Source organism: Butyrivibrio sp. AE2005 (assembly GCF_000686965.1).
Taxonomy (GTDB): Bacteria; Bacillota; Clostridia; order Lachnospirales; family Lachnospiraceae; genus Butyrivibrio; species Butyrivibrio hungatei_A.
This window is the reverse complement of sequence record NZ_JMMD01000003.1, coordinates 73,167-99,585: the sequence shown is the minus strand read 5'-3', so window position 1 is coordinate 99,585 and position 26,419 is coordinate 73,167. Positions and strand designations below refer to the sequence as shown.

Annotated in this window: 28 protein-coding genes; 1 reads left to right on the top strand and 27 read right to left on the bottom strand. The window is 37.9% G+C overall.

Features of this window, described 5'->3' with window-relative positions:
- Positions 1 to 6 precede the first annotated feature (6 nt).
- The 3 genes from DL92_RS0103965 to DL92_RS20950 form a co-directional block, all read right to left on the bottom strand.
- On the bottom strand, positions 7 to 693 hold the full coding sequence (locus DL92_RS0103965) for a polyphosphate polymerase domain-containing protein (protein WP_034461916.1): 687 nt from the start codon (positions 691 to 693) through the stop codon (positions 7 to 9).
- Between the two features lie 2 nt (positions 694 to 695).
- On the bottom strand, positions 696 to 1,238 hold the full coding sequence (locus tag DL92_RS0103960) for a hypothetical protein (protein ID WP_026666965.1): 543 nt from the start codon (positions 1,236 to 1,238) through the stop codon (positions 696 to 698).
- Between the two features lie 343 nt (positions 1,239 to 1,581).
- Positions 1,582 to 1,815 (bottom strand): hypothetical protein, encoded by a 234-nt coding sequence (locus tag DL92_RS20950; protein ID WP_185750374.1) that lies wholly within the window; start codon positions 1,813 to 1,815, stop codon positions 1,582 to 1,584.
- Between the two features lie 192 nt (positions 1,816 to 2,007).
- On the opposite strand from DL92_RS20950, the gene DL92_RS0103950 reads away from it, so the two are divergent.
- On the top strand, positions 2,008 to 2,520 hold the full coding sequence (locus DL92_RS0103950) for a hypothetical protein (protein ID WP_026666963.1): 513 nt from the start codon (positions 2,008 to 2,010) through the stop codon (positions 2,518 to 2,520).
- Between the two features lie 81 nt (positions 2,521 to 2,601).
- Here DL92_RS0103950 and DL92_RS0103945 read toward each other — a convergent pair whose 3' ends face one another.
- The 24 genes from DL92_RS0103945 to glyA all read right to left on the bottom strand — a co-directional run bounded on the left by DL92_RS0103945 (position 2,602) and on the right by glyA (position 26,292).
- Positions 2,602 to 3,552, bottom strand: a complete 951-nt coding sequence (locus tag DL92_RS0103945) for a hypothetical protein (RefSeq protein WP_026666962.1) — start codon at positions 3,550 to 3,552, stop codon at positions 2,602 to 2,604.
- Positions 3,553 to 3,803: 251 nt separating this feature from the next.
- Complete coding sequence (locus DL92_RS18125; protein WP_051199200.1) at positions 3,804 to 5,132, bottom strand: glycoside hydrolase family 3 N-terminal domain-containing protein; 1,329 nt, start codon at positions 5,130 to 5,132, stop codon at positions 3,804 to 3,806.
- Positions 5,133 to 5,834: 702 nt separating this feature from the next.
- Positions 5,835 to 10,373 (bottom strand): type VII secretion protein EssC, encoded by a 4,539-nt coding sequence (gene essC, locus DL92_RS0103935; protein WP_026666961.1) that lies wholly within the window; start codon positions 10,371 to 10,373, stop codon positions 5,835 to 5,837.
- A gap of 6 nt (positions 10,374 to 10,379) precedes the next feature.
- Positions 10,380 to 10,631 carry an EsaB/YukD family protein gene (locus DL92_RS0103930; RefSeq protein WP_026654386.1) on the bottom strand — a complete coding sequence of 84 codons (252 nt, stop codon included), beginning with the start codon at positions 10,629 to 10,631 and terminating at the stop codon, positions 10,380 to 10,382.
- 11 nt (positions 10,632 to 10,642) lie between these two features.
- Positions 10,643 to 12,325, bottom strand: a complete 1,683-nt coding sequence (locus DL92_RS0103925) for an FHA domain-containing protein (protein ID WP_026666960.1) — start codon at positions 12,323 to 12,325, stop codon at positions 10,643 to 10,645.
- A gap of 72 nt (positions 12,326 to 12,397) precedes the next feature.
- Entirely contained in the window at positions 12,398 to 13,201 is an 804-nt protein-coding gene (locus DL92_RS0103920) for a PP2C family protein-serine/threonine phosphatase (protein WP_026654384.1), read from the bottom strand.
- A gap of 21 nt (positions 13,202 to 13,222) precedes the next feature.
- Entirely contained in the window at positions 13,223 to 13,657 is a 435-nt protein-coding gene (locus DL92_RS0103915; protein ID WP_026666959.1) for a hypothetical protein, read from the bottom strand.
- A gap of 45 nt (positions 13,658 to 13,702) precedes the next feature.
- Positions 13,703 to 13,978: a DUF4176 domain-containing protein gene (locus tag DL92_RS0103910; protein WP_026654378.1), complete on the bottom strand. Its 276-nt coding sequence runs from the start codon at positions 13,976 to 13,978 to the stop codon at positions 13,703 to 13,705.
- 12 nt (positions 13,979 to 13,990) lie between these two features.
- Positions 13,991 to 14,779 carry a hypothetical protein gene (locus DL92_RS0103905; RefSeq protein WP_155841009.1) on the bottom strand — a complete coding sequence of 263 codons (789 nt, stop codon included), beginning with the start codon at positions 14,777 to 14,779 and terminating at the stop codon, positions 13,991 to 13,993.
- Between the two features lie 51 nt (positions 14,780 to 14,830).
- Positions 14,831 to 16,234, bottom strand: coding sequence for a hypothetical protein (locus DL92_RS0103900; RefSeq protein ID WP_155841007.1), 1,404 nt, complete (start codon positions 16,232 to 16,234; stop codon positions 14,831 to 14,833).
- Between the two features lie 329 nt (positions 16,235 to 16,563).
- Positions 16,564 to 16,977, bottom strand: coding sequence for a TIGR04197 family type VII secretion effector (locus DL92_RS0103895; protein WP_026666956.1), 414 nt, complete (start codon positions 16,975 to 16,977; stop codon positions 16,564 to 16,566).
- A gap of 20 nt (positions 16,978 to 16,997) precedes the next feature.
- Positions 16,998 to 17,345 carry a hypothetical protein gene (locus DL92_RS0103890; protein ID WP_026666955.1) on the bottom strand — a complete coding sequence of 116 codons (348 nt, stop codon included), beginning with the start codon at positions 17,343 to 17,345 and terminating at the stop codon, positions 16,998 to 17,000.
- A gap of 82 nt (positions 17,346 to 17,427) precedes the next feature.
- A complete protein-coding gene (locus DL92_RS0103885) occupies positions 17,428 to 17,703 on the bottom strand; it encodes a DUF4176 domain-containing protein (RefSeq protein ID WP_026666954.1) in 276 nt (91 codons plus the stop codon).
- A 13-nt stretch (positions 17,704 to 17,716) separates the two neighbouring features.
- Positions 17,717 to 18,535 (bottom strand): hypothetical protein, encoded by an 819-nt coding sequence (locus tag DL92_RS0103880; RefSeq protein ID WP_026666953.1) that lies wholly within the window; start codon positions 18,533 to 18,535, stop codon positions 17,717 to 17,719.
- 45 nt (positions 18,536 to 18,580) lie between these two features.
- Complete coding sequence (locus DL92_RS0103875; RefSeq protein WP_051625219.1) at positions 18,581 to 18,856, bottom strand: DUF4176 domain-containing protein; 276 nt, start codon at positions 18,854 to 18,856, stop codon at positions 18,581 to 18,583.
- Between the two features lie 13 nt (positions 18,857 to 18,869).
- Positions 18,870 to 19,676, bottom strand: coding sequence for a hypothetical protein (locus tag DL92_RS0103870; protein ID WP_026666951.1), 807 nt, complete (start codon positions 19,674 to 19,676; stop codon positions 18,870 to 18,872).
- A 50-nt stretch (positions 19,677 to 19,726) separates the two neighbouring features.
- Positions 19,727 to 20,002 (bottom strand): DUF4176 domain-containing protein, encoded by a 276-nt coding sequence (locus DL92_RS0103865; protein ID WP_026666950.1) that lies wholly within the window; start codon positions 20,000 to 20,002, stop codon positions 19,727 to 19,729.
- Positions 20,003 to 20,019: 17 nt separating this feature from the next.
- On the bottom strand, positions 20,020 to 20,826 hold the full coding sequence (locus tag DL92_RS0103860) for a hypothetical protein (protein ID WP_026666949.1): 807 nt from the start codon (positions 20,824 to 20,826) through the stop codon (positions 20,020 to 20,022).
- Positions 20,827 to 20,871: 45 nt separating this feature from the next.
- Positions 20,872 to 21,147: a DUF4176 domain-containing protein gene (locus DL92_RS0103855; RefSeq protein ID WP_026666948.1), complete on the bottom strand. Its 276-nt coding sequence runs from the start codon at positions 21,145 to 21,147 to the stop codon at positions 20,872 to 20,874.
- Positions 21,148 to 21,162: 15 nt separating this feature from the next.
- The gene (locus DL92_RS0103850; RefSeq protein WP_026666947.1) at positions 21,163 to 21,960 is read right to left on the bottom strand and encodes a hypothetical protein; all 798 of its coding nucleotides are present in this window, start codon (positions 21,958 to 21,960) and stop codon (positions 21,163 to 21,165) included.
- A 28-nt stretch (positions 21,961 to 21,988) separates the two neighbouring features.
- Positions 21,989 to 23,752 carry a hypothetical protein gene (locus tag DL92_RS0103845; RefSeq protein WP_026666946.1) on the bottom strand — a complete coding sequence of 588 codons (1,764 nt, stop codon included), beginning with the start codon at positions 23,750 to 23,752 and terminating at the stop codon, positions 21,989 to 21,991.
- Positions 23,753 to 23,812: 60 nt separating this feature from the next.
- Positions 23,813 to 24,151 carry a TIGR04197 family type VII secretion effector gene (locus tag DL92_RS0103840; protein WP_026666945.1) on the bottom strand — a complete coding sequence of 113 codons (339 nt, stop codon included), beginning with the start codon at positions 24,149 to 24,151 and terminating at the stop codon, positions 23,813 to 23,815.
- Between the two features lie 176 nt (positions 24,152 to 24,327).
- The gene (locus DL92_RS0103835) at positions 24,328 to 24,621 is read right to left on the bottom strand and encodes a WXG100 family type VII secretion target (protein ID WP_026654369.1); all 294 of its coding nucleotides are present in this window, start codon (positions 24,619 to 24,621) and stop codon (positions 24,328 to 24,330) included.
- 432 nt (positions 24,622 to 25,053) lie between these two features.
- The gene (gene glyA / locus DL92_RS0103830; RefSeq protein WP_026654368.1) at positions 25,054 to 26,292 is read right to left on the bottom strand and encodes a serine hydroxymethyltransferase; all 1,239 of its coding nucleotides are present in this window, start codon (positions 26,290 to 26,292) and stop codon (positions 25,054 to 25,056) included.
- Positions 26,293 to 26,419 lie beyond the last annotated feature (127 nt).

Genomic DNA, 26,419 nt, shown 5'->3' with positions numbered 1-26,419 from the left:
TTCCTTTTATTTTGCAAATGATCTTGAACGACCATATTTACTGTTTGATACTCTGGGCTTGTCTACAATATCAAGTGTTTGCTTAATATATGAGAATAGGAACCCATTGTATTTAACTTCCATTGTTGTTTCCGAAGGATCGGCAACTCTGTATGACTCAATGTCATCTTTGAAGAACTGTGAAGGATCTTCCAACGCTCTAAGATTCATATCGAACGTTATTCTTATATCATTGAATTCGTTCATAAAAGCCATTCTGTCATATTCAACGATACACTTAGGAACATATCCCTTCGTATTCATAAAAGTATAAAGTCCGTGAGCTAAATGCTCAGGTCTCTCCAATAAGAAAGTATAGTCCCCATCTATCATACTCTCCGCCTCTTCGAGACTTAGACTAAGCGATCTTTTTCTCTGGAAATCGCCCTCTTTAGCTTTAAGCTCAAGCTTAATTATATTGGTCTGGCCGTCGTAGATCCTCATTCTGATCTTCTGTCTCTTATCGAGTCCGTCCAGCTTCTCCATATAATCGTTATCATGGAATGTGTCAAAGTAAAGTGATCTTATTGTATAACCACCGCCGTCCCTATTATGCGGATCGGCGTCCATGATCTTCTCAAGCTTGCTCTTATAAATGTATATCTCATCTGTTCCAATGATATACTTTAGTTCTTTTCTACTTACATCAAGCATATTCACCTCCCGTAATATATATCATCATAGGTGCGGAACTGAATATCCTCGCCCTTTGAGCACATCTGGATAATGTAGCCCAATACTGCAAATACTGCAGCGATGCAAGCATCCACGATTATGTCGCTGTATACACCCGTGTATATAACGCCAAACATAACTCCTGCTCCTACAATTGGTGCAATCGCGCGGATAATCCGCTTCATTCCTGTTTTGTCCTCGCCCTTTTCGCGTCTCTTCTTTTCAATAAGAGATAACAAGCCCAAGAATAAGCTCATTACTATAAAGACAAAAAGCACAAGCAAGAACATTTTAAGTGTCGGACTTGGAACAAGCGGTTCCAATACGATCATTCCTCCGGCCATAAGTCCGGTCGCAATAAGAATAGAAGCAATCACCTTAAAACAACGGTGTCCCCAAAGACACATACATATCGAAAACAGTATCGATACGATGATTGCCAGGAAGAGGATCGAATCTTTAGTAAAATAAAGATCATAGTCCACTTTTGGTAATTCAAAAATCAGTTTTTCTTTCGTAAACATTAACAAATACCACCGTTTTCACAATTTAAACACATTCTTACCACACAACGTTCACAAGTATACATCATTTTTATCCGTTTTGGTAGACTTTTTTTGAAAAAATTAATTTTTTTATAATTTCTTATTAAGTCAGTCTTTACATCACACCCTTCCTTTCAGGATATATGCGGAACCAATAATAATTAAAAAAAAAATTTAATTACTTTGTTGACACCCATAATCAATTATGTTATAACTGTACTAACATTACTAGTACACGATTATTTCGGAGGTTTAAATATATGAATAAAAAATTTTTTGCAATTTTGGTTGCAGCAACATTAGCTTTTTCGCTTATGGCATGTCAGTCGTCGGAAGAATCATCCGAGTCAGGCACAAATATAGAGAATACCGCGTCCCCTTCGGATGCCACCCCTTCACTAGATACGGGTTCTTCATTCTCTGTTGGCGATGATTTATCATCACTTTCAGATGCCGCATCTACAGGGTCCTCTCTTTCTTCATCATGTGGCATCATTACTGACGCAAAAACGGGGAACATTGGTATTTCAGCTATCCTATCTACCGGCACTGACATTGCCATAACTTACTAAACAGACGTCTCACTCTAGGGGTGATCAAACGACTCTGTATATATACTTTTAACCACCCATCTTGAGATTATCCCGATCAGGTTACCTCCTTCTGCTGATACGATAATCCCAAGATGGGATATAACCCAAACACATTTCTACGCACTGCGTATTACATATATATTTAGGACAGAACTATGGAGATTATGGAAAACAAGAACTATCTAAATGAACTAACATCCAATACAGACATTGATCCGGAATCTCTCGACATTCTTAAAATAGTGATCGTATACGGAACACTCTTCTGTGTTGGTGCTTACAATATAATCAATGCAATCTCAAATATATTTTTATCACTTCCTTTCGATTTCAGCGTAAAGCCCGGCAATGCAGCAATGACCAAATGGGCTGTTTTTGATATAGTTGAGATTCTACTGCACCTTTTAGTCGCAGCTCTATGCTTAATTGCCTTCAAAGCAGTTACAAAAAATGCAAAAAACCTCGAAACACTGGTCACTGCACCATTTGCTTTTGAATTTTTCGGGTACACGATTAAATCCGTTATGTACAGAGAATTTTTTTGCACAATGTATAAAATGCGTTGGCAGAACATATTATTTATCATAACAACCCTCGCAATGATCTCTGCCAACCTCATTTATCTAAAGAGAGAAAGCATATATGAAATGATAAAAAAACTTAATTGAAAAGTAAGAAAAAAAAAAGAAACAGCCCGGATTATTTTCAGTCCGAGCTGTTTCTTTTATGTATGCATAATCTTGCCTTGTTTAGCCGGATGCTACCATGTTATCAGCATTCTGTATAGCCTGAAGACGCACTTCAATAGGAACCGTTCCTTCACCTTCCAAAACTTCTCCTGTCTGAATCGTATTTATCGCCTCTGCGGTACGCTCAATTTCCCTGCTTTCCGCCTCATCTTCAATTATTTCACGAGTGTTTTCTTTGGCACTTTCAAGCCTTGCTTCCCTTGCCGCGTCTCTCGCTTCAATCTCGGAATTATACTCAATCTGGGATACATCTCCTCTTAAGTACATCTGCTGAAGCTGAGCATCTGTGTAGCCGGCATAGGCACTTGAGCCCGCCTGTGCTATCTTTTCCTGATTCTTTCTGTCAACAAGGCCGGGATTGGTCTCTTCAATAGTCTGCCTCTTGGCATTTTCGGCAGCTTCCTTTGCAAGTTTTTCCCTCTCACCTTTATCGGAAAGGTCTATCTTGCTTCTCTTCTGCTCCTGTTTGGGAGCTTCCTCTGCTTTTACCTCAGGCTTAGGAATTTTCGCTTCTTTCCGCTCCGGTTTAAGCGCTTCCTCAGCTTTTTGTTTAAGCTCCGCAGCACGCGTTGTTTCCTTATCCTGTTTTTTCTCAGGAAGATCGATGTTAGGAACAACTTCTTTTTCCCGCCTGTCATTTACTGCCTTATTTGCATCGTAAATGGCTGCGGAATTTTCTTTGTCATCCGCTTTAAGGTCTGACTTATCATTCTTTACACGAACTGTATCACCATCACCGGATTTCGCTATTATAGGTCCATACTCCGATGTTTTAACCTCTTCAGCCTTAGCAAGCGCTTCTTTCGCTATACCTTGCGCCTTCTCATCGGGATTCCTATTCTGAGTATCAATGCTCTTTGCATCTGCCGTTTTCTGGAGTTCAATACCACGTGTATTTACGGATGAATTCTGCGAATTAGATATCTGACTATTAATACTTAAATCTGCCATAGTACCTCCTTCACTTTGCACCGGTACATCACCTCAAATAACCGTGCAAAGATTTCATCCTGTTTTGCAACCTCATTGTACTTCACTCTGACGAAAATAGAAAGATATGTTCACGATATTTAATAGCCTTTTTATAAAATTTTTGATTGCATCCATAGCGGAGCGTTTTTTTATTTGATAGGAATTTCCTCGTATCAAATAAAAAAGACCGTAACACTATATTTAGTGCTACAGCCTTTGATTGGTCCACATTACTGGGCATCATCTTTTTTATCCATGATCATATCAACTCGGCCCGCATACTTGACCTTATAGATCCTTCTAAGTGACTCGTTAATCCTGTCTTCAGATATAGTTCCGGCCTCGACAGCCTTCTTAACGCCTTCATATGCCTTTTTAAAATCTTCGGGAAGATAAATCATATCGGCACCTGCTTTAATTGCCGCAACTGCCGCTTCATCTGCAGAATAGAACTTTGTTATCGCAGATGTATTAAGTGCATCCGTTAGTATGATACCGTCAAATCCAAGGTGATTACGAAGCTGGTCTGTAACCATCTTCTCAGAAAGGCATGCAGGTGTATCATCTCCGTCTACGTTAGGATAAGATGCTCCCGTAACCATGATCGCATTTACGGAATCGTTCTTTACAGCTTCCTCAAATACCTTATACTCAGAAGATTCAAGATCGGTCACACTCTTCTCCACTTCAGTCTTTCCACGTGACGTATCAGCCTTAGCAGGAAACGCGTTAAGGCATGAAGTCATTCCTGCGTCTTTAAGCCCCGATGAAAAAGATACTGCAATATCCTTAACCTTATTAAAGTCCTTTTCTTCTTTATCACTGCTTGATGAATCAAGCACAGGAGAAATATTGAAGTTAAATCCATACTTATACATGGCACTTCCGATTGCTTTCGCATTATCGCGTGCAGAATCGGAATCAGTAACATCTGTTACGCCATCAATTCCGAGATTTGAAGAGATTGCTCCGTTCTTACTTCCATCTTCAGCAACCAAAGTAAACACAGGATACTTACTCATAGAAGAAGTAGTATCCAGCATTTCTGTTATCTGCTCTTCATTTTTGATATTTTTTGAAAAATAAGCCATTCCGCCAACGGCATAATTCATAAGAGCTTCCTGTGTTCCGCTCCCTGCCTTGACGGCTGTAGACACTCCCGTAAGCTGTTCGGGAGTAACGATAAAGAGTCCCGCAACCCTATCTTCCAAACTCATCCCCTCGATAATCGTATCAATACTGTCATCAAGAAGATCGTCATACGACATCTCCTGCGTCTGCGCCGTGTCTCCTCCAAATGCCTCAGGGCTTTCGATAACCACTCCCTCCGAGCTCATTTCGGCAGCCGCAACAAGATCTCCTCCTCCGTTTGGTTTAACAAACTTAAATACTCTATTTAGGGAATATACCGTTATGAAAACCAGGGCAGTTGTAACTGCCATTACTCCTGCCAAAATTAAATAAGCAATCCTCTGGTTTCGCCTTCTTCTCTGTCTCCTCTCAAGTCTTCTTTGATCTAAAACTTGCTCATCCATTTCACTCATATCCCCATTATTCATTTATTCTTCCCCATTATTTTAACACATAAATATGCATAATCAAAGGGCAGAAGCTTCATCTTTTACATGCTTCTGCCCTATACCGAGTACCCTTCTGAACTAAAATTCTCCATGTCCAATGGACCGTCCTCCAATTTCCCAGCTACAATCTTTCCATTCATTTTCGCATTCAGATGCTGTGGTTGCAAGATATTGATATTGTCATAACCACTAATCATGTACCGGAAGAGCTGAACTTAAAATAAATCCTAAACAATACCTAATTACTTAGTTCAAAATATTTTGGTGGTCTGTACCATCCTTTCCCTGAATATTTTAATTACCTATCCCTTTGGACCGTACCTCCTATTCTTTCTCCCTGCTCTTTCCATCTAAAGAACTCTCAGGAGAAGTATTCTTTATATTAATTCCCTTTTCTTTATCTGCCTTTATTATATTTATAAGCCTTTAATTTGTCAAGACATTTTATATTTTTTCTTTATTTATTTTGATATTTTATTTATAATTGTAAAATATTCTGTGTATATTCTAAATTGTATGTACATTACAAACAATTACACATATTCATTTCCGGACAAAAAAGTCCCAGTAACAAAGCTGATTATAAAAGAAAAAATTGTCACACATTTAAAATGCGGACAATTTTTCCATAAAATAATTTACGATATTTTATTTTGTTTTTTGACAATATGGCCAAAAACTCTACTGTTCTTCCCAAAACGGGATTTTGAGTCTGACAATAGAATTGTCTTTTAAGTAGAAGCCGTCGCCAAGTTCTGTCTTCTTCCTGAACGGCTTACCCTGCACCATAGTAATCTCTAAAGCCTTTGAGTTCGCAAGATCGTCAAAGAAAAGCATATGGCGTGTTTCTTTAACCCTCTTGAGCATATCAGGTGCACTGTAAGGAATTGCCTCGTTCTCTATGCCTCCGATTATGATACCGACACGCATATTTTTATATTTACCTATCATGTTTCTGTAAGCTGCCATTACAGTAGGATTTGATTGAAGCTCTTCAACAATGGAAGTCTGATTAATTATGATAAGAATCAGCTTGCTTTTTGCAATGATGTCTTCATTTCCGGCCGCAAGCTCATCATACCTTCTCTTAAGTTCCTCTTCTGCTTCTTTAAATGTTTCTACTGCAACTTCAGAACTTAAGCTGTAACGCGAAACGTTCGGCAGATTTTCAAGGCACGCAAGGCGCTTATCAATTCCGTCAAAGATATGAACCTCAGACCTGTCGCGGTACATGACGTTCAGCATACGGACAACATATTTGATAAAGCTGTGTCTGCCTCTTCCTTCCTTACCACTGATACCGAGAACACCGATATTTGCAAGATTAATGATAAACGGATCAACCGTAGCATAATCAAGACCGATGATAATATCAAATGTTCTGCGCACAGTTTTCGCATAATCACGCACAACCTCTTTTGCAGTAAGAAGCGAAGGAATTACAGGAATCTTCTTGGCTGCGTTATTATCTCTGCCGTTTATCTCTTCGATATAAGCCCTTATTGCCATAACTCTGTCGATTTCCTTCTCACCTTCAAATGCAAGATAAGTCTGGCAATCCATGTATTTCTTGTTGACTTCGATAAGACATCTTCCCTTGATGTCCTCGATACGCTCCCTGCAATGTTCAAACAACGAACTGTATTCATTAGTATCATTACAGAACATCGCTATTCTACATGAGAAGTTACTGAGATACTTATATCCCATGCCCTGAGTCTGCGTATTTGCAATAACAACGCTTATACCTACGGCAAGGCCTTCACGACAAAGCCCCAGAAGTTCATCATTGTCATTAAAATACATCTCACGTAAAGCGGTAAGATTATCTACCATCAGTATAATCTGCGGCAAATCCGTCTTTCCGGCTTCTCTGTATGCTGAAAAAGAACTTACACCGACAGAAAGGAGTTTCTCTTTTCTTGCATCAAGCTCTGCATACAGGAGTTTAAGAAGATTTTTAAGCTTCTCATCCTCTGAAGATGTTACGACACCTCCTACATGCTTTAAGCCTTCGAAGTTTCTAAGTACCATTGAAGCAAAGTCTATGATAAAGATGTTTACTTCATCCGAAGTATACTTCGTTGTAACGTTTCTTATAAGAGTCTGCAAAAGATTAGTCTTTCCAACCTGAGTAGAACCGATAATCATAAGATTCTCTTTTGTAAGATTAACGGAGTGAACTCCCTGATACTGATTATCGGGATCATCAAAGATACCGATTTCGCAAATTATATCGGTATCTTTATTCTGATGAAAGCCGATCTCAGACGGGAAGTTAATAACTTCAGCCAAAGGCGGCAGGCAAATATCCTGAAGTTTTGCGATATTTTTTTCCTCGCAATAATTCTTAACTCTGGCAACTATTGCCTCAAGCTGGTTTTGCTCACCTTTTGACTTCTCACCCTTCTGACTGTATAAAACAGCTCTCCTTCCCGAAAGGTCAACGCTGCTTATTTCAAATTTACGTCTGTTCTCCGTACTACTTACAACAGCAGGATCTCCGCTGTATGCCGACTGGAACAGCTCGAATATCTCGTTATTTCCGACCTGCAGATATGCTCTACCCGGCTCTCTGATCTCAGCAGCAAGAGGTGACTTAATTACCTCGTTACTATCCTGCTTGTCCTGAACCTTAAGACAAAGCTTGAACTTTGAGTTTGACCAGATCTGATCGTTTACGACACCTGCCGGCTTCTGCGTTGCAAGAATAAGGTGCACACCGAGGCTTCGGCCGATTCTGGCTGCACTTATCAACTCTTTCATAAATTCAGGCTGCTCGCTCTTAAGTTCCGCAAACTCATCAACAATAAGAATCAGATGAGGAAGCGGCACTTTAGCCGTTCCCTTCTTAAAGAGACTGATATAATCATCAATTTTGTTTACATTCATCTCAGCAAACAAGGTCTGTCTCCTTAAAAGTTCAGCCTTAATTGAACGAAGCGACCTATCGATCTGCTTTCCGTCGATATTTGTGATTGCTCCGTTAAGGTGAGGAAGTTCTTTAAACTGGTTAGCCATACCACCACCCTTAAAGTCGATGATGATAAATCCAACCTCATACGGATGAAATAATGTAGCCATTGACAAAATATATGTCTGTATAATTTCTGATTTACCCGAGCCTGTAGTACCTGCGACAAGTCCGTGCGGACCGTGATATTTCTCGTGAATATCAAGATAAACCGTTTCACCGTCACTACGAACACCAAGCGGCGCAGCCATGCTCTTATAAATCTGCGAGCTGTTCCATCTCTCCTCAAGATCAAGGTCATATGCGTTCATTATTCCCAGCAGCTTGTACAGCGAAATATGCTTGGTAAGTGTCTCTTCAAGACTCATCTCATCGATATACACGCATGAAAGTCTAAGCGCAAGATTCTGCACATCCGCCCTGTTTGTGTGCGGATATTCAAACGCCTGAATCTTCTTACCGTCTTCAACATCCTGAATATATCCTTTGTGCTCTCCGCTTTCAAGGAATACAATCTGCGAACAGTTCATATCAAGAAGCTCTGTCTGCTCTTCCCAGAAAAGGAAAACAAATCCAAGCTTAGACGCATTCTCGACATAATCCATTACGGGATGCTTACGGATTTTTTCCGAACGGTATACAAAAATGACATAAAAGGGAAGTTGCCCTATAACCTCATCACTTAACTGCTCTCTTGCCGACAATTCATTGTACAAAAATTCGAGCGCACGCTTAGCACTGTCATCATCATACATGAAGTATCTCATGCCACCGTTATTCGAGGACATATTTTTAAACCATCTTGCCCAGGAAAAATCAGGTACATCGTGCTCGCCTATGATAAGGAACATCTTTACTTCCTTAAAGAAATACTCGCCAGCTATAGTAACCATCATGTTTTTCATGAGCTGGTAAAGTTTTGTTCTCTCAGCGACAAAACCAACCGCGTTAGCTTCGCGCAGATGAAGCACAACAGGCATGCCGTCAATATATTCATACTTGTCATGCACTTTTTCGGGAATATCCATCATATCATCATCAATATCGATGTATTCCTGCTTCTTGAACTCAACCTGCTGTCTCGATGCAACAGAACCCGTTCCGATCCAGACATCAAGAAAGTCCTCTTCTTCCCTGCTGTGTGAAAAAAGATTTCCGTCGAACTGCCTGATTGAATTCATGGTATCGTCAACAGAACGATTCATCTTGAGCATGATCGTCTTTTCATCCGCACGCTCCTTCTGAATATCCTTCTCTTTTCTCGCTATATAATCCTTGTAGTATTTGATTCTGTCTTCTGCGTTCTTGGCATTCTTTTTCTTTTCATAAAAATAATTGATAACCGCAGTTACGCCTGTTACAAGTCCCATCGCAGCAAACATAAGTACGTAGGACATATTACTCTTCATCACAAGAGCACGCACCCCGACCATAACACTGAGCATCAATATGGTAGGAAGCAGAACAAGCCAGATGCTCTTTTTATCAGGATTCGGCTTAGACTTCGGAGGTAAAACCTCAATTGCCTTATCCGGAATCTTGTAGTGCTGACGCACACTACGCGTATATTGTGGATAGTGGAAATGAATATTGTTTGATTCAATCATCTGCGCCTGAAGTCTCGTATCGATTCCAAGCGAATCAGATGTATAAAGAAGGTCATCACATAGATAAAAGATATGACCGTATATTCCAATAAAATCCTTATTTTTAACAGGAATATTCAAGCCTTTTTGAAGAACGCCGTTTATGGTTACACCATATAAAAGACCGCTTCCGTCTACTATAAAACCGTCTCCGGTCCTTGTGAGCGTTACCTTGCCGTCCTTAATCTCTCTGTCAAAAAAACGTATGATACAATCAGGTGCACCGCCGATTGTGATCATCGACTGTTCCCTTAAATTAATTACGAAATTATAGTTGTCCTGAACAACTCCAAAATCAGCATCAAATTCAATGTTAAGAAGTTCTTTGCCGCCATTTGCATCAAATGTGTAAAGAACATTACCAATCTCAAGATATCCGACATCCGACATTGCCTGTCCGAAAGCAACTGTACCATCTGATGTTATCTCAAGTTTCCCCTCATTGTTTCTGACTGAAATAATAAAATCCCGTCCAAAATCATCTGACAAAAGCTGCACCTGACAGTTACGCCCCGTTCCAATTGTCAGACCTGTAAATTTATCTTCAACAACAATTTCCTTATAGATTCTGCTGTTGAATATCGTAATTTTATAGTTCATGTACTTTTATCCCTCAAAAATGACCACTGAGCCGTCTCGCAGGCCCAAATCTGACAGGACTACCTCCCCTTTAATAAGTGCTATCGGATTCTCCGCTCTCATATAACACTTAGCCTGATCATCCATATCAATGTTCAGCTTAAAACTGTTTTTCAACCCGTATATAAGCTCATTTGCAGTAATATCATCCGGTACTTCGATATCAAACTCCTGTCGCTGCTTTACATTCTTAAATCTAATAATTAATTTATTTTCCATAATCTGCCCTTTTATCTCTTATAAATAAATTCTTCATTAGAAAGCTTCAAACAGTCACCGTCTCTAAGTTCCTGCCTCTGGCCTGAAATAAGCTTAATATCATTTAAGAATGTTCCGTTCTTGGAATGATTGTCTTCAATATAAACTCTTCCGGCAGAAATCGATATGATCGCATGCTGGCGGCTGATCGTATTGTTGTCCCTTATGCAGAAATCGCAGTGAAGATCATCCTTACCGATGCTGAAGTTTGCCTTCGAAATCGCAATGCTCTCTCCGTTCTTCTTTCTCTCAAGATGTCCGCCATCAAGTCTCTGTGAAGGCGTAGCCATATTCATGCCGGTCATTGAATTGTCAAATCCGCCACCTGCTCCCAAAACAGTCGTATCTCCGGAAGTATTTCCAAAGAGATCCTGCTGAGGTGTTGTAGCCTGAACCACAACCTGCGGATTGGCTCCCGCAATCGAAATATCCCCGTTCCGGCTCTCCTTCTTATTCTTAGAATTCTTTATAATGTAGATTACAACTACAGCTATAAGTGCAACTATTACTACACCCAAAACAATTATCACAGGGATTATCCAGCCGGGAAGCGCCGGAGTAACATCTTCTTCCGGGTCTACGCTCGTTACCGCTACTGTTGAAGCAGAATTATTATTGTCATTTTCTTTTTCTTTTGCTTCCGCATCTGCCTTCAGTTTTTCAATACTTATACTGTCAAACTTTATTCCCATTCCGCTGAGCACTTTAACGATTGAATTAGAACTTACGGAATAGCAATAATTCCCCTCGCTTCTAAGGGTATTCATGCCGACTAGATAACCTTCTTTACTTACAAGAGGTCCACCGACACTGTTACGTCCTATCTGAACAGTATGCTCAATAAGCTGAACATCATTATTGTCTTTAACTATATTAACTACCTGACCGTTTGTTTTATTTACTCTCTCATTTGAGTAATATGCTTCGTTTTTCTGAAATACTATCTCGTCAGGGAAACCAAGAACGAATGCGTTTGTAAGATCTACAGTGCCATCGTTGTATGCTTCCTTATCGTTTTGTTCGGAATAAAGGAAAAACATAGGTGTTCTGTTATATAAGGTCTGCGAAAGTTTGAATACAGCCATATCAAGATTTCCGCTGCTATTTACCAAAGTAACGGGCTCAGTCACATCATTTTCAATTACAACATCATATGAAAACTTAGACCTTTCTCTTTCCATGTCATCCTTAGAAACTTTGAATGTAGCAAGTATTTTGTCTTTTTCCGCATCAGTCATGGTCATCTGGGTAAGACTTGTTATAACATACTCGCCCTTCTCCGCATCACCTATAAGGATTCCGGGGCCTCCCTTAACAATGTGATGTGCATTGTCATCGCTTACATATACATAGTTAATCTGAACAACGCCGTTTACGGCTCTTTCCATTCCCTCCTGCTGTGAAAGATCATCTATGGGATTGTCATCTTCCGAATCCTCGGCCGTTGCATCATCAGTCACTGAAATACCTGTAGCTGCTCCGTCTTCAAAAGTGGCATCGGTTAAAGCCGAATCTGAAGGAATCTCAGCTAAAGAAGCTTCCTCCACTGCTTCATCATTCTCTTTTGCCATTACAAACGTATTTGACTGTGCAACCATAGTCATTATCATCAAAGAAGTAACAGCTCCCTTAAGTATTCTCTTATTCATCGACATAATAGGTGTCCTCCCAATTTTACTGAGTATTTTATATTTTCTGTCTATCAACGTTATAATCTTTAACATTGTCTATATACCTATTACGATTCCTGAAATATTATCAGATTCGCCTCTAGCCTTAACTAATTCTGTCATTTTCTTAATTCCGTCCTTTTTTGAGACATATTCCTTGATCTCATCGTTTAAAAGAAGCCTCCAAAGCCCGTCAGAACAAAGAAGAAAGCTTGTCCTCTTCTCAAGTGGCCCTTTATAAAATTCCGGATATACATTATCAGATGCGCCGATACATTGCAATAGAATATTTTTCTGCGAGCTTACTGCTGCCTCCTGCGGTGTCATCCTTCCCATGTCTATCTGTTGCTGTACATAGCTGTGATCATGCGATATCTGTATGATTCCCTTCCTATTGATCTTATATATTCTGGAATCACCAACGCTCATAGCAAAAAATTCATCACCGAGAAAAATTATTGCTGCAGCGGTTGTTCCAAGTTGAAAGCCTCTTTCTCTTCCGTACTGTTTAAGTCCCTCATTCATCTGACGTGAAATCATTTCCCACTCGTTCTGAATAAGCCCGTAAATGTAATTTTTGCTATTTCTATAGGCTGCAAGTTCTTCTGTCTCTGCATTAATTGACACCTCAGCCTCTCTTGACAGTATAGACGGAAATTCGTTTTGAAACCACTGTCCCATTCTGTTTATGAATGCTGCGCTTGCAACTTCTCCCTGAGACAAGCCACCCATTCCGTCACATAAACACGCAAAGCATACCTTTCCCATTTTTTCGGTCCGGGCATGCTTCACCAGCAGAGCATCCTGATTAACTTTCTTCCTGTTTCCAATATCTGAATTTACATCAACCGAATACTTCAATTCATTCCCCTCATCTTGTTACTACTGCTCAACAGCAACCCCACCGAGGTACTTAAGCATATTTCTTTCTATCAAAAAAGATCTTAATTCGCTGTAATTCTTACACTTATTTGAAACTGTGATCTTAGAATCACCTATCTGAATGATAATCGGAGCATTTGGGTTGCTTCCGTCCGAATTGATATAGATTCTATCAGTCTCACTCCAATTAATAAATGCTTTCTTCGTAAATGCCTTATAAAGAATACCCGATTCATCAACCTCAATTCTGGTAAAACATAGTCTTATTGCATTAAAGAAGTTGACAACTGCAGTAATAAACAGCATCTTGGCAAATGTTCTCGTAGATCCTATATGAATATCAAAAACAGCGCTTGCCACTAATATTGCTATAGCTACAACTGCTACTAATGCACTTTCCCTAACTGAATACTTTATTTTTATCTTCTCGTTCATAGTAACCTCACCATATTATACTGCCAATCCCCTTTGTATCAGGCATTATTCTCCGTAGAACTCAGACAGCTTCTTAATAAACTCCGTTCTGCTCTCATCTTCAAATCCGCGGAACAACACCCTTTCAATGTCCTTATGCATGAACATAAACTGTGATTCTCCACCGAGATTTCCTTCCGGATAAAGAACTCCTATGTAATCATATTCCTGCTTAGTCTCTAGATTCTGCTGCTTCACTCCAAAAATCATAAGCGGATGCTTTGAATCCCTGAGCCATATTACACTACCGATCGGCAGTAATTCTTTTACTTTAACGTCCATTTTAACCCCTAATTATTTAAAAAAAATAATAAATCCCATAATAATTAAAAAAATTGAAAAGCCCATCATAAGCTTTGCAAATATGCCTTTTGCGCCTTTATACAAATTAAATGCCGCAGCACCAAAAAGAGAAAAACTTAAGCTCTTAACAAGACGTGCAATAAAAACCATATTAAATCCAGGCATTTGAGATATCCACATTATAAATAAAGCAACATCTATTACCAATAAAATGAATAACGCACTAATACTTATTTGGCTTATGATTATTTTTTTATAATCATTAGTCAATACTTCATATGAGAGACATTCATATATTCCATCTTTCACCATTCTACATTTAAAAACACCGTCAACTTCATGCTCCGGCATTCTCCCAGTAAATATCATTATTCCTTTTCCAAATTCACAATATGCCTTTACGTTTGGCATATATATATAATCACCCATAGTAAAGTTAAATTCCTTCACTATTTTGTATTCATCAGCCATTAACCTAAACGTTTCTTCATTATACTTATCTTTCTTTTCAGAAAAAAATCGAAAGAAGGAACATACAAGACACAAACAATATCCAAAAACAAAAAGCCCCGCCAGCTCAGTATTCCACTTACTTTTACTAAAAATACCTGAACTATAATTAGTTTTTAAATAAAAATAGACAAATACTCCTAGTAAAGTTGCAACTATCGATAGAAATAATTGTATTTTAGAAATTTTTTTTACATATTCCTTTAGAGGAATAACATGCATTGCAAAAGCAAACATTAACACTACCAATTCGCATGCTATTATCGTCATTATAGTCACCAAAAACATATTTTCACCCCATTCACCTAGATTAAAAGATTATTATATTCCAAAAGCATCACAAATTGTATCTGAAGCAAACTCTCCAAGACTTTTCCCTGTAACCACCTTACTTCCTTCATTAATTACCCAAACTACTCCTGCACCAGCTGCAGCAATTGCAACAGCAGGAGCTGATACTCCAAGTATTGTACCAAATAATACTCCGGCAGCTGCAGTTCCCACTGAAGAAAGTACGACACTCGATACTGTTTCAATTGCTGTCTCAGCATAAACTCTTTCATTTGACATCTCTATACCGGATTTACGTGCAAGCTCCTGTTCTGCAAAATTATCCACAGCACTAAACGCAACATCAGCAACTACTCCAAGCCATTTCACTCCGGTCTTGAAATTCTTTACCTTTGCGGCTGCCTCCGCTTCATTTGCTAACGCTTCCATTGCATCATCAGGTAAATCATTTTGTATTGCAGAAATAACCGCTTTTTGGCGAGCTTGTCCAACACTTTTAAATAAATACGAGTCAAGATCAGACTTTAATGATCTTCTTGCTATTTCAGCACCACTTACATTTACTAAATCATCACCTTCTTGTGAAATTGATTTTATAAAACTTCCCTTCTCAAAGCTTGAATAAAGCGTTTTTTTCGCATCGAAAAATATATCATCTTTATTCTTTTCAAGTTCAGCAGTAAATGCTAATGTTCCAGTCCAATTTGCAGCTCCAGTTGTAAAGTCTTTCATAAACTTATAGCCTGCTTTTGTTCTGGCTTTCATATCATCGCCGGAAATGACCATATTAACTATATCATTAAACGTCTTTCCAATCGTTCCGATTGATCCAATGGTCCCCTGAACAAGCCCTTTGATGTCAAGCTTTCCATTAACTACTTTTCCAACAAGTTGCTTTTGAGCATCAGGATGCAGTTCTTCAAGAACCGCAGCAAAAGTCTCCACTTCAGTTGCAGATATTTCGGTGGCTTGAGTGTTCAATACTTCTTTCAAAGCCTCAAGATTATATGCGCCGTTTTCATCTTTCCATCTTTCTTTGCACTTATCTGCAATAGAAACATCATTGTATAAGTTTTCAAACCCGGCCTTCCATGAGTCTTTAAGCACAAAAGGGCCTGTTTTCTCAACAAAATCTGTAGGCAAAGAATCCATTCCTTTATCGGCAGCATTTCTGTATGATTCGCTATCCAAAAACAAATTTGTCGTTGCATTGTTTATCTCATCAAACTTCCTTTCACGAGATTCCCAAAACTCCTTCTCTCTGCGATAGCTATCGGCTGCTTGTTTATGGCAACGATATTCATGTCTCCAATAATGCTTTTCTTCCGGAGAAACTCCATGTGATCTACTTTCACACTCATCAGCTGCTTCACGCTCTCTACGCTCGTTTTCTGCTGCCCGCCTTTTACTTGGCAGGATTACTCTTCCGTCCAAAACAAGCCCTTCTGTAAGGAAGGATTTAAGAGTTTTATTGTCTACAATATCGCTATCATTTGCTGTTATTATCGCACCGATAAGTATTACAATCGCTTCGCAAAATTTTAAAAAATTATCCCCAGCGTTTCCCTTGCATACAAGCTTATTAGCTGATTTATATACATCTCTTATACCATTTAATTTTACATTACTGTCTGATAACTTACTTATTGATTCATCGCACTGAATATTCAGTTGATTCATATCCAAGAAATCACTCTCTACCATTTTTTACTCCTCTGTTCCGATATTATTTACTATACACTGCACGTTAGATTACAGTCTGTTTATGGAGTCCCATTTGAATTACTTGAAGTTCCATTCGCAGAACTCGACGGTGCTGTATACTGATATTTTGGAGAAAGCTGTCCTGAAGTTCCATTCGCAAGGTTCGACGGTACAACATACTGAAATGTCGTTTGAATTCCCTGCTTAGCCGCTTCATCAGCATCTATAAAGCTTTGCCTCATAATTGCAATGTTTTCACTTTCTTTGGATGTCTTGTCCTGTTTTTTTATTCGAATATACTTTTCCCTATCAATCGCACTATGAGCATTTTTATTAGCAACTATCGTACTTTTAACATCCTTTTTCCCTTCGTTAAAATTCATGCCTAAAATGCTTCCCTTAGCAATAACTGATACTTTGAAATTTTCAAGCTCCTCATAATCAATTTTAATTTCCGGTGATAGACCTGCCATTTTCTCACTCTCCCTAAATTTTATTTTTCATTATCCTTGTTCATTTCAACTTTTATATTCTGTTCTTTGTCACTCAGCTTCTGTAATGCTCCTCTTTCTTGCTGCTCCAGAACATCATAATACTCTTCCTGCTCATTTTTATGTCTTCTAAATAAAGAAAGACGTTCTTCGTAAATACTAACGAGTTCGCTCTCTCGATTTATATTAGGATCATCCAATTCACTGGATTCCTTTCCTATCCTGTAAACCAGTTCCTCGTTTTTATCTTCAAGCTCCCTTTTTAGTCCGGCATATCTGCTTTGCACTTCTTCTCTCTCAATCTGAATTGCATTAAGCTCCTTACGATAGTCACGCTTTTCTTTTTCCATATCCATTCCTCTCATCTACAATATTTAGCCACTGTATTAATTCAGTTCATTTACATATTCCATGAAAAATCACTAATCACCATTACTCCCCGTAGAACTCAGACAGCTTCTTAATAAACTCCGTTCTGCTCTCGTCTTCAAATCCGCGGAACAACACCTTTTCGATATCCTTATGCATGAACATAAACTGTGATTCTCCACCGAGATTTCCTTCCGGATAAAGAACTCCTATGTAATCATATTCCTGCTTAGTCTCTAGATTCTGCTGCTTCACTCCAAAAATCATAAGTGGATGCTTTGAACCCCTGAGCCATATTACACTTCCGATTGGTAATAAATCTTTTACTTTAACGTCCATTTTAGCCCCCTAATTATTTAAAAAAACTTATAAATCCCACGATAATAAATAACACCGAAAAAACAAAAAGATATTTTGCTAAAAAACCTTTTGTCCCATAAAACATATTACATCCAAAAGCTCCAAAAAGAATAAAACTTAACCCTTGTAAAAGTCTCGACATGATTTCTATGTTATTGGGGTCTTGAGCAAGCCAAATTATCAAAAACGCTAAATCTATTGCTGTTAAAACAAAAAATATTGCCTGCTTTACTTTTGAAAAATTAAGTTTATTATCTTCCTCAGATAATAAATCATATGAAAGACATTCAAATATACCATCTTTTATCATTCTGCATGTAAACCTACAGTCTGCCTCTTTTTGAGGCATACCTCCGGTAAAAGCAATTATTCCCCTGTTAAATTCACAATAAGATTTTACATTAAGCATATATAAATAATCGGCCATTAATAAATCAAACTTCTTCGCAATTTTATATTCTTCAGCTCTTAATATAAAAGTCTCAACTTTATCATGTCTCGCTTTTCCATCAAAATAGCAACGTAGTAATGATCCAACAAAACACCAACAATATGCACCTATAAAAAATTTCATAACACGCTCATTCCACCTGCTTCCATCAAACACACCTGTGCTATAATTGATTTTCATATAAAAAAAGGCACATACCCCTAATATGATTGATGTAAAAGATAAAGCAAGCTGTACTTTAGCTATATTCTTATGATAATTTTTTAACGGAATAAGCTGTATTGCAAAAGCAAAAAATAATATTATAAGCCACCACGCCATGATCATTAATATCGTTACTATGAGCATATCCTTCACCACATTAGCATTTCCTTTTTATTAAATGCCCTTTATACCAGATATTACTTACTCTCCGTAGAACTCAGACAGCTTCTCTATAAACTCTGTTCTGCTCTTGTCTTCAAATCCGCGAAACAACACCTTTTCGATATCCTTATGCATGAACATAAACTGTGATTCTCCGCCAAGGTTTCCTTCAGGATAAAGAACTCCTATGTAATCATATTCCTGCTTAGTCTCTAGATTCTGCTGCTTAACTCCAAAGATCATAAGCGGATGCTTTGAATCCCTGAGCCATATTACACTGCCGATTGGCAGTAAATCTTTTACTTTAATGTCCATTTCTTACCTCACCTTATTTGATAAAACTGAAAATTCCTGCAAGAATTATCAAATACCCCGTTATTTTCATCAATATTGCACCTATGCCTTTAGCACCTTTAAACAATTTTAATCCACCAATTCCGAATAAACTCAAACTCAAAAAAGAAGTCAACCTCCCTATAAGATCAATATTGAGTTCCGGTGCCTGTGATAACCAAATCATTGCCAAAGCAAAATCCACAGCAATCAGTATAAAGAAAACAATCTGAATTATTTGTGCAAGCCTAACTTTTATATCTTTATTTAAGATTTCATATGACAAACATTCATATATTCCGTCTTTAACCATTCTGCAAGTAAAACTACAATCGACATCCTTCTCCGGTACACTTCCTGCAAAAAAAATCTTTCCACCGTCAAATTCACAATAGGACTTTACATTGGGCATATAAAAATAATCACCCATCATCAAATCTAAATCTTTTACTATTCTATACTCTCCGGCTTTCAATAGAAATGTTTCTTCACTATTTTGCGAAGCATTTCTATTAAAAAAGAATCGTAATATTGACATGAGAAAGCACAAAAAAAGCAAAAAAAGTATAATCAAAATTCCTTTCTCATCCCATTTACTTCCATCAAACATTCCTGAATTATAATTAATCTTCACGTAAAAATAAGCAAAAGCCCCAAGCATAACAGAACACGAAGATAATATTATTTGCACTCTTGTAATAGTTCTTGAATAATTTTTAAGTGGAATAACATGGTATATATAAGCAGACATAACAACTATTAATTCCCATGCTATTATCATTGATGTAGTTACTATAAACATACCTTTTACCACATAGCATTATTTTTTATTAATGCCCTTTATACAAAATATTACTCTCCGTAGAACTCAGACAACTTCTCTATAAACTCCGTTCTGCTCTCGTCTTCAAATCCGCGGAACAACACTCTTTCAATATCCTTATGCATGAACATAAACTGTGATTCTCCACCGAGATTTCCTTCCGGATAAAGAACACCTATGTAATCATATTCCTGCTTAGTCTCAAGGTTCTGCTGCTTCAATCCAAAAACCATAAGTGGATGCTTTGAATCCCTGAGCCATATTACACTTCCGATTGGCAGTAGATCTCTTACTTTAACCTCCATTTTATTTCTCCAATCATTCAAAAAAAACAACTAATTCCCAATATAATCAAACCGATTGAGAACAAAAAAAGATATTTAGCAAAAAAGCCTTTAACGCGATAAAAAATATTACAACAAAACGTACCAAAAAGAATAAAGGTTAATCCCTCTACTATTTTTAAAAGATATATATACTTCTTGGATAACGCAGTTACTGCTAATGCAAAATATATTGCAGTTACAACCAAAAAAACAATCTGCTTAATTTTTGAAAAACTTATCTTTTTATCTTCATCACATAATGGCTCAAATGAAATACATTCATATATCCCATCCTTTACCTTCCTGCATGTAAAGTAACAGTCCACTTCTTTTTTTGGCATACCTCCGGTAAAAGCCATTACTCCTCTGTCAAACTCACAGTAAGACTTTATATTTGGCGAATATAGATAGTCTGCCATTATAAAATCTAATTCCTTTACTAATTTATATTCTTCCGCTCTCAATAAAAAAGTTTCTATCTTTTTTTTACTTGCTTTTTTTTCAGCATACAAGCGGACCAACGATAACATAAAGCATAAGAAATAGAAAAGCATCATAAGTGCAACCCACTCTTCATCCCAATAACTTCCATCAAAAATACCTGAACTATAATTAATCTTTACATAAAAATAGGAAATCAATCCAAGTATAATCGAAATAGAAGATAAAGTAATTTGCACTTTAGCTATATTCTTATGATAATTTTTCAACGGAATAAGTTGCAGTATAAAGGCAAAAAGCAATATTATAAGCCACCACGCCATGATCATTAATATCGTTACTATGAGCATATCCTTCACCACATTAGCATTTCCTTTTTATTAAATGCCCTATATACCAGATATTACTTACTCTCCGTAGAACTCAGACAGCTTCTCAATAAACTCTGTTCTGCTCTCGTCTTCAAATCCGCGGAACAGCACCCTTTCGATGTCCTTATGCATGAACATAAACTGTGACTCTCCACCGAGATTTCCTTCAGGATAAAGAACACCTATGTAATCATATTCCTGTTTAGTCTCGAGATTCTGCTGCTTAACTCCAAAAATCATAAGCGGATGCTTTGAATCCCTGAGCCATATTACACTGCCGATTGGCAGTAATTCTTTTACTTTAACGTCCATTTTATTTTCCTCCAATCATTTAAAAAAACATCTAATTCCCAGTATAATTATCAAAATCGAAAACAGAAATAAATATTTAGCAAAAAAGCCCTTAACTCGATAAAAAATGTTGCAACAAAACGTGCCTAAAAGAATTAATCTTAATCCCTCTACTATTTTTGAAAGATATATATACTTTTGGGATGTATCAATTACATCCAATGCAAAATATATTGCAGTTACAACCAAAAAAACAATCTGCTTAATCTTTGAAAAACTTATCTTTTTATCTTCATCAAATAATGGCTCAAACGAAATACATTCATATATCCCATCCTTTACCTTCCTGCATGTAAAGTAACAGTCCACTTCTTTTTTTGGCATACCTCCGGTAAAAGCCATTACTCCTCTGTCAAACTCACAGTAAGACTTTATATTTGGCGAATATAGATAGTCTGCCATTATAAAATCTAATTCCTTTACTAATTTATATTCTTCCGCTCTCAATAAAAAAGTTTCTATCTTTTTTTTACTTGCTTTTTTTTCAGCATACAAGCGGACCAACGATAACATAAAGCATAAGAAATAGAAAAGCATCATAAGTGCAACCCACTCTTCATCCCAACCACTTCCATCAAAAATACCTGAACTATAATTAATCTTTACATAAAAATAGGAAATCAATCCAAGTATAATCGAAATAGAAGATAAAGCAATTTGCACTTTAGCTATATTCTTATGATAATTTTTCAACGGAATAAGCTGCAGTATGAAGGCAAAAAACAAAATTATAAGCCACCACGCCATAATCATTAGTATAGTTACAATAAGCATTTATTTCCTCCACTACCAAATTCAAAAATTATTTTATTCCAACCATATCACACACACTATCAGATAAGTATTCTCCAAGATTTTTTCCAGTCTTCCCCTTAAAATATTCATTGATACCCCAAACTGCTACTGCTGCACCCGCTGCAACCGCAACCGCCGGAGCCGAAAGTCCAAGCAGTGCGGCTCCTCCACCAATTACAATTCCAGATACAATATTGCTTGCAGCACCTATAACTACATTGGTAGTTGCTTCAATCGCTGTTTCCGCAAACACTCTTCCATTTGACATTTCTATACCGGACTTTTGCGCCTGTTTCTGCTCCGCAAAATTATCTACACCACTAAATACAACATCTGCAACTACTCCAAACCATTTAACTCCAACCTTAAAATTACTTAAATCTGTCGCTTCTCCTGCTGCAATTGCTGCCTTATCTGCTGCTTTTCTTGTTGCAGCTGACTCATGAATAAATGCTTCAAAATCATCAACTACAAAATCATCCAATTCATTCGCTTCCTTCAATACAGCATTTCTTGCAGCTTTAGCAGTTTCATATGCATTTTCCATCTTATATGAATTATGTTCATACTCCACAGTACGTCGGACGATTTCTTTAAATCCTACATTAGTTAAATCATCACTTGCTTTTGAGATGGACTTAATATAGCTACCACCTTTATAGAGAGTTCTGTTTGCATTTCCTATACCTACTCCTATACCTCTTTGAATGCCTTTCTTTGTACCTTTCATTGCATTTCTTGCAAAGCCTTTATACCAAAATGTTCCGGCCCAAGTTGCAGCAGCCATTCCGGCATCTTTTGCCAGTTTAAAGCCTGCCAATTTTTTAGCACTATTATCTTTTGCAGTTAAAGTATTATATACACCAACGCCGGTTTTTCCTCCGCCTCCGGTAGACTTAACAAGTCCCTGAACAAGACCTTTTATATCAGCATCTGAGGCAGCAACATGCCCGGTAACTCGCTTCTGTGCCTCAGGATGCAGTTCTTTAAGGGTCGCAGTGAAAGCCTCCACTTCAGTTGCAGTTAACCCTTTGAGCTTATTGTCATAAATCGCTTTTAAAACATCAAGTTTATATACACCGTTTTCATCTTTCCATTGTTCTTTGCACTTATCTTCAATAGAAACTTTTTTATATAAATTCTCAAATCCGTCTTTCCATGAGTCATTAAACTTAAAAGTACACTTTTTCTCAACAAACTCTGTAGATAAAGAGTTTATTCCACTATCGACAGCATCTCTGCGTGAGGTGCTATCACTAAACAAATTTTGTGTTGAATTGTTTATCTCATCAAACATCCTTTCACGAGATTCCCAAAACTCCTTCTCTCTACGATAGCTATCGGCAGCCTGTTTATGACAACGATATTCATGTCTCCAATAATGCTTTTCTTCCGGCGAAACTCCATGTGATCTACTTTCACACTCATCAGCTGCTTCACGCTCTCTCCGCTCGTTTTCTGCTGCCCTCCTTTTACTTGGCAGGATTACTCTCCCGTCCAAAACAAGCCCTTCTGTAAGGAAGGATTTAAGAGTTTTATTATCCATAATATCACTATCATTTGCTTCTATTATTGCACCAATAAGTGTTACAATCCTGTCACAATGTTTATAAAAACTAATCGATGCCACTCCCTTACATTTAGTCTTATTAGCTGCTTTATATACGTCTCTTATACCATTTAATCTTACATTACTGTCTGATAACACACTTATTGATTCATCACACTGAATATTCATTTGATTCATATCCAAGAAATCACTCTCTAACATTTTTTCACTCCTCTGTTCAGATATTATTTACTATGTACTGCACATTAGAACACAGCCTGTTTATGGCGTCGTCCCATTTGCATTACTTGAAGTTACATTCGCAGAGCTGAACAGTTCAGTAAAACTCTGTTGAATCAATTTCTCATTATCTATAAAGCTCTTCCTCATAATTGCAATGTTTGTACTTTCTGTGTTTGTCATGTGCTGTTCTTTTATTCGAATATCCTTTTCCTTATCAATCGCACTATGAGCTTTTCCATTGGCAACTATCGTACTTTTAACGTCTTTTTTTCCCTCGTTAAAATCTCTGCCTAAATAGCTCCCATTAGTAACAACAGATTTTCTGAAATTTTCAAGCTCCTCATAATCAATTTTAATTTCCGTTGATTGACCTGCCATTTTCTCACTCTCCCAATATTTTAAATTTTATTTATCCCCCGTAATAATAAGTTCATTTATATAATCTTTGAAAAAAATCACATAAATCAACTCATTAAAAACAAAAAATCTCATGAATATAGCAAAATCAGGTTACAACAGAAAAACCCGTTGTAACCTGAATTGAGGTTTCCATGTTATCCACGGAACTGAGAAGCGATATCGTTATCTGTCTCTTCTACGATTGTAGCTGTAGAATCAAGTGCAGATGCGATCTCTCTGATAAGCTCTTCAGCCTTAATAAATCCGGGCTTAAGCTCCTCATAACGTGCTGCGTATGACTCGCTTGCAGCACCTTCCCACTCAGACTGAAGCTGTCCAAGTAAGCTGTCCATCTTTGAGATGACTCCGTTTACTGTATCAGCCTCTGTGCGGTACTGGCCTGCTCTCTCTCTCATCTGGGCAGGTGTAATTCTAATCTGGTTTGCCATAATTTTATCCTCCTTGTGGCATAAATAGAATAAATATGCTAACTCGTTTCCAAGTAGCTAACTGAATTTATAGGACTCTTTCCTTTTCGAGTACAAATAATCTGCATTCAAATCCTATGTTTAATATGTTGTGAATATGTTGTTTACGCGTTTGCTTTTTATTCACATTTAAAATATCCAGGCTTTATTATTACATGAGTTTTTGCCGTTGTAAAGGGGTTTTTTTTACGAAATTTTACAAATATTTGTTAAACAATGTGTTAACTTAATATGTTTTTCAAGACGCATTAACTTAATCTGACTACATTTTTTTGTTAAGCTATAAATTAAGTTTACATTTTTGAGTCAGCCTTAATATCATAAAAGAAAATCGAAAAAACAAACCCATGCCGCCCAAAAGACTGCATGGGTTTCAAATATTATTTCAAAGTATTAGTCAAGCGGATACTTATCTGTGAGCTTCTTGATGATAGCGCGTGCTTCATCATTCTTCTCACCCTTGTTCTTGATAACAACGGCGATGGCTTCAGCGATCTGATCCATATCTTCTGTGTTCATTCCTCTTGTTGTTACGGCAGGAGTTCCGAGACGGATTCCGCTTGTAACAAAAGGAGACTGCTGCTCGTTAGGGATAGTGTTCTTGTTGGCTGTGATATGAGCATCATCAAGCCATGCCTCAACTTCCTTACCTGTAAGGCCGAAGTTTGTAAGGTCAACAAGCATAAGGTGGTTGTCTGTACCGCCTGATACGATCTTAACGCCTCTCTTCATGAGGCCGTCGCAGAGAGCCTTTGCGTTCTCAACAACGTTCTTTGCATACTCTGTAAATTCAGGAGAAAGAGCTTCCTTGAAGCAAACAGCCTTGGCAGCGATAACATGCTCAAGAGGGCCGCCCTGGATTCCGGGGAATACAGCCTTGTTGATCTTGAACTTGTCCTGAGCGGACTGATTCCAAAGGATAAGTCCTCCTCTGGGTCCTCTGAGTGTCTTATGAGTTGTTGTTGTAACAACATCCGCATAAGGGAAAGGACTGGGATGAACACCTGCAGCAACAAGACCTGCAATGTGTGCCATATCAACCATGAGGATTGCTCCGCATGCGTCAGCAGCTTCTCTGAACTTCTTGAAATCTATTGTTCTGCAGTATGCAGATGCACCTGCAATAATAAGCTTGGGCTTGTGCTCTACGGCGAGTTTGTACATCTCTTCGTAGTCAAGCACTCCGTTATCATCAACTCCGTAAGGAACTACCTTGAAATATGTTCCTGAAATGTTAGCCGGGCTTCCGTGAGTAAGATGTCCGCCCTGGCTGAGATTCATACCCATGATGGTATCACCGGGCTGCAAAAGTGCAAACTGAACAGCCAGATTAGCCTGTGCACCTGAATGAGGCTGAACATTTGCATAATCGCAATGGAAGAGCTCTTTTGCTCTCTCGATGGCGATCTTCTCAACTTCATCAACTACGTGGCATCCGCCGTAATATCTTTTTCCCGGCAATCCTTCAGCATATTTATTTGTAAGCGGGCTTCCCATTGCAGACATAACAGCCTTGCTGGTCCAGTTCTCCGATGCGATAAGCTCGATATGATTATTCTGGCGCTCGACTTCCGCCTCAATCAATGAAGCGATCTCAGGGTCAATCTTTCTGACTTCATCCAATGAATACATTTCAACTCCTCCGAAATAATTGGTTAAATTCGACAATTTAATGTGTTAAAGCAACATCTTGCATATCGTACCATATATATGAAAAAAATGCTATAATGTTGGGGATTAATTATTTTTTTAACAGAGG

Excerpts from the sequence above, each read along its gene's own strand:
- DL92_RS0103965 (WP_034461916.1), bottom strand. The coding sequence starts at position 693 with ATGCTTGATGTAAGTAGAAAAGAACTAAAGTATATCATTGGAACAGAT.
- DL92_RS0103960 (WP_026666965.1), bottom strand. The coding sequence starts at position 1,238 with ATGTTTACGAAAGAAAAACTGATTTTTGAATTACCAAAAGTGGACTAT.
- DL92_RS20950 (WP_185750374.1), bottom strand. The coding sequence starts at position 1,815 with ATGTCAGTGCCGGTAGATAGGATAGCTGAAATACCAATGTTCCCCGTT.
- DL92_RS0103950 (WP_026666963.1), top strand. The coding sequence starts at position 2,008 with ATGGAGATTATGGAAAACAAGAACTATCTAAATGAACTAACATCCAAT.
- DL92_RS0103945 (WP_026666962.1), bottom strand. The coding sequence starts at position 3,552 with ATGGCAGATTTAAGTATTAATAGTCAGATATCTAATTCGCAGAATTCA.
- DL92_RS18125 (WP_051199200.1), bottom strand. The coding sequence starts at position 5,132 with ATGAATAATGGGGATATGAGTGAAATGGATGAGCAAGTTTTAGATCAA.
- essC (WP_026666961.1), bottom strand. The coding sequence starts at position 10,373 with ATGAACTATAAAATTACGATATTCAACAGCAGAATCTATAAGGAAATT.
- DL92_RS0103930 (WP_026654386.1), bottom strand. The coding sequence starts at position 10,631 with ATGGAAAATAAATTAATTATTAGATTTAAGAATGTAAAGCAGCGACAG.
- DL92_RS0103925 (WP_026666960.1), bottom strand. The coding sequence starts at position 12,325 with ATGTCGATGAATAAGAGAATACTTAAGGGAGCTGTTACTTCTTTGATG.
- DL92_RS0103915 (WP_026666959.1), bottom strand. The coding sequence starts at position 13,657 with ATGAACGAGAAGATAAAAATAAAGTATTCAGTTAGGGAAAGTGCATTA.
- DL92_RS0103910 (WP_026654378.1), bottom strand. The coding sequence starts at position 13,978 with ATGGACGTTAAAGTAAAAGAATTACTGCCGATCGGTAGTGTAATATGG.
- DL92_RS0103905 (WP_155841009.1), bottom strand. The coding sequence starts at position 14,779 with ATGACGATAATAGCATGCGAATTGGTAGTGTTAATGTTTGCTTTTGCA.
- DL92_RS0103895 (WP_026666956.1), bottom strand. The coding sequence starts at position 16,977 with ATGGCAGGTCTATCACCGGAAATTAAAATTGATTATGAGGAGCTTGAA.
- DL92_RS0103890 (WP_026666955.1), bottom strand. The coding sequence starts at position 17,345 with ATGGAAAAAGAAAAGCGTGACTATCGTAAGGAGCTTAATGCAATTCAG.
- DL92_RS0103885 (WP_026666954.1), bottom strand. The coding sequence starts at position 17,703 with ATGGACGTTAAAGTAAAAGATTTATTACCAATCGGAAGTGTAATATGG.
- DL92_RS0103875 (WP_051625219.1), bottom strand. The coding sequence starts at position 18,856 with ATGGACATTAAAGTAAAAGATTTACTGCCAATCGGCAGTGTAATATGG.
- DL92_RS0103870 (WP_026666951.1), bottom strand. The coding sequence starts at position 19,676 with ATGTTTATAGTAACTACATCAATGATAATAGCATGGGAATTAATAGTT.
- DL92_RS0103865 (WP_026666950.1), bottom strand. The coding sequence starts at position 20,002 with ATGGAGGTTAAAGTAAGAGATCTACTGCCAATCGGAAGTGTAATATGG.
- DL92_RS0103855 (WP_026666948.1), bottom strand. The coding sequence starts at position 21,147 with ATGGACGTTAAAGTAAAAGAATTACTGCCAATCGGCAGTGTAATATGG.
- DL92_RS0103850 (WP_026666947.1), bottom strand. The coding sequence starts at position 21,960 with ATGCTTATTGTAACTATACTAATGATTATGGCGTGGTGGCTTATAATT.
- DL92_RS0103845 (WP_026666946.1), bottom strand. The coding sequence starts at position 23,752 with ATGTTAGAGAGTGATTTCTTGGATATGAATCAAATGAATATTCAGTGT.
- DL92_RS0103840 (WP_026666945.1), bottom strand. The coding sequence starts at position 24,151 with ATGGCAGGTCAATCAACGGAAATTAAAATTGATTATGAGGAGCTTGAA.
- DL92_RS0103835 (WP_026654369.1), bottom strand. The coding sequence starts at position 24,621 with ATGGCAAACCAGATTAGAATTACACCTGCCCAGATGAGAGAGAGAGCA.
- glyA (WP_026654368.1), bottom strand. The coding sequence starts at position 26,292 with ATGTATTCATTGGATGAAGTCAGAAAGATTGACCCTGAGATCGCTTCA.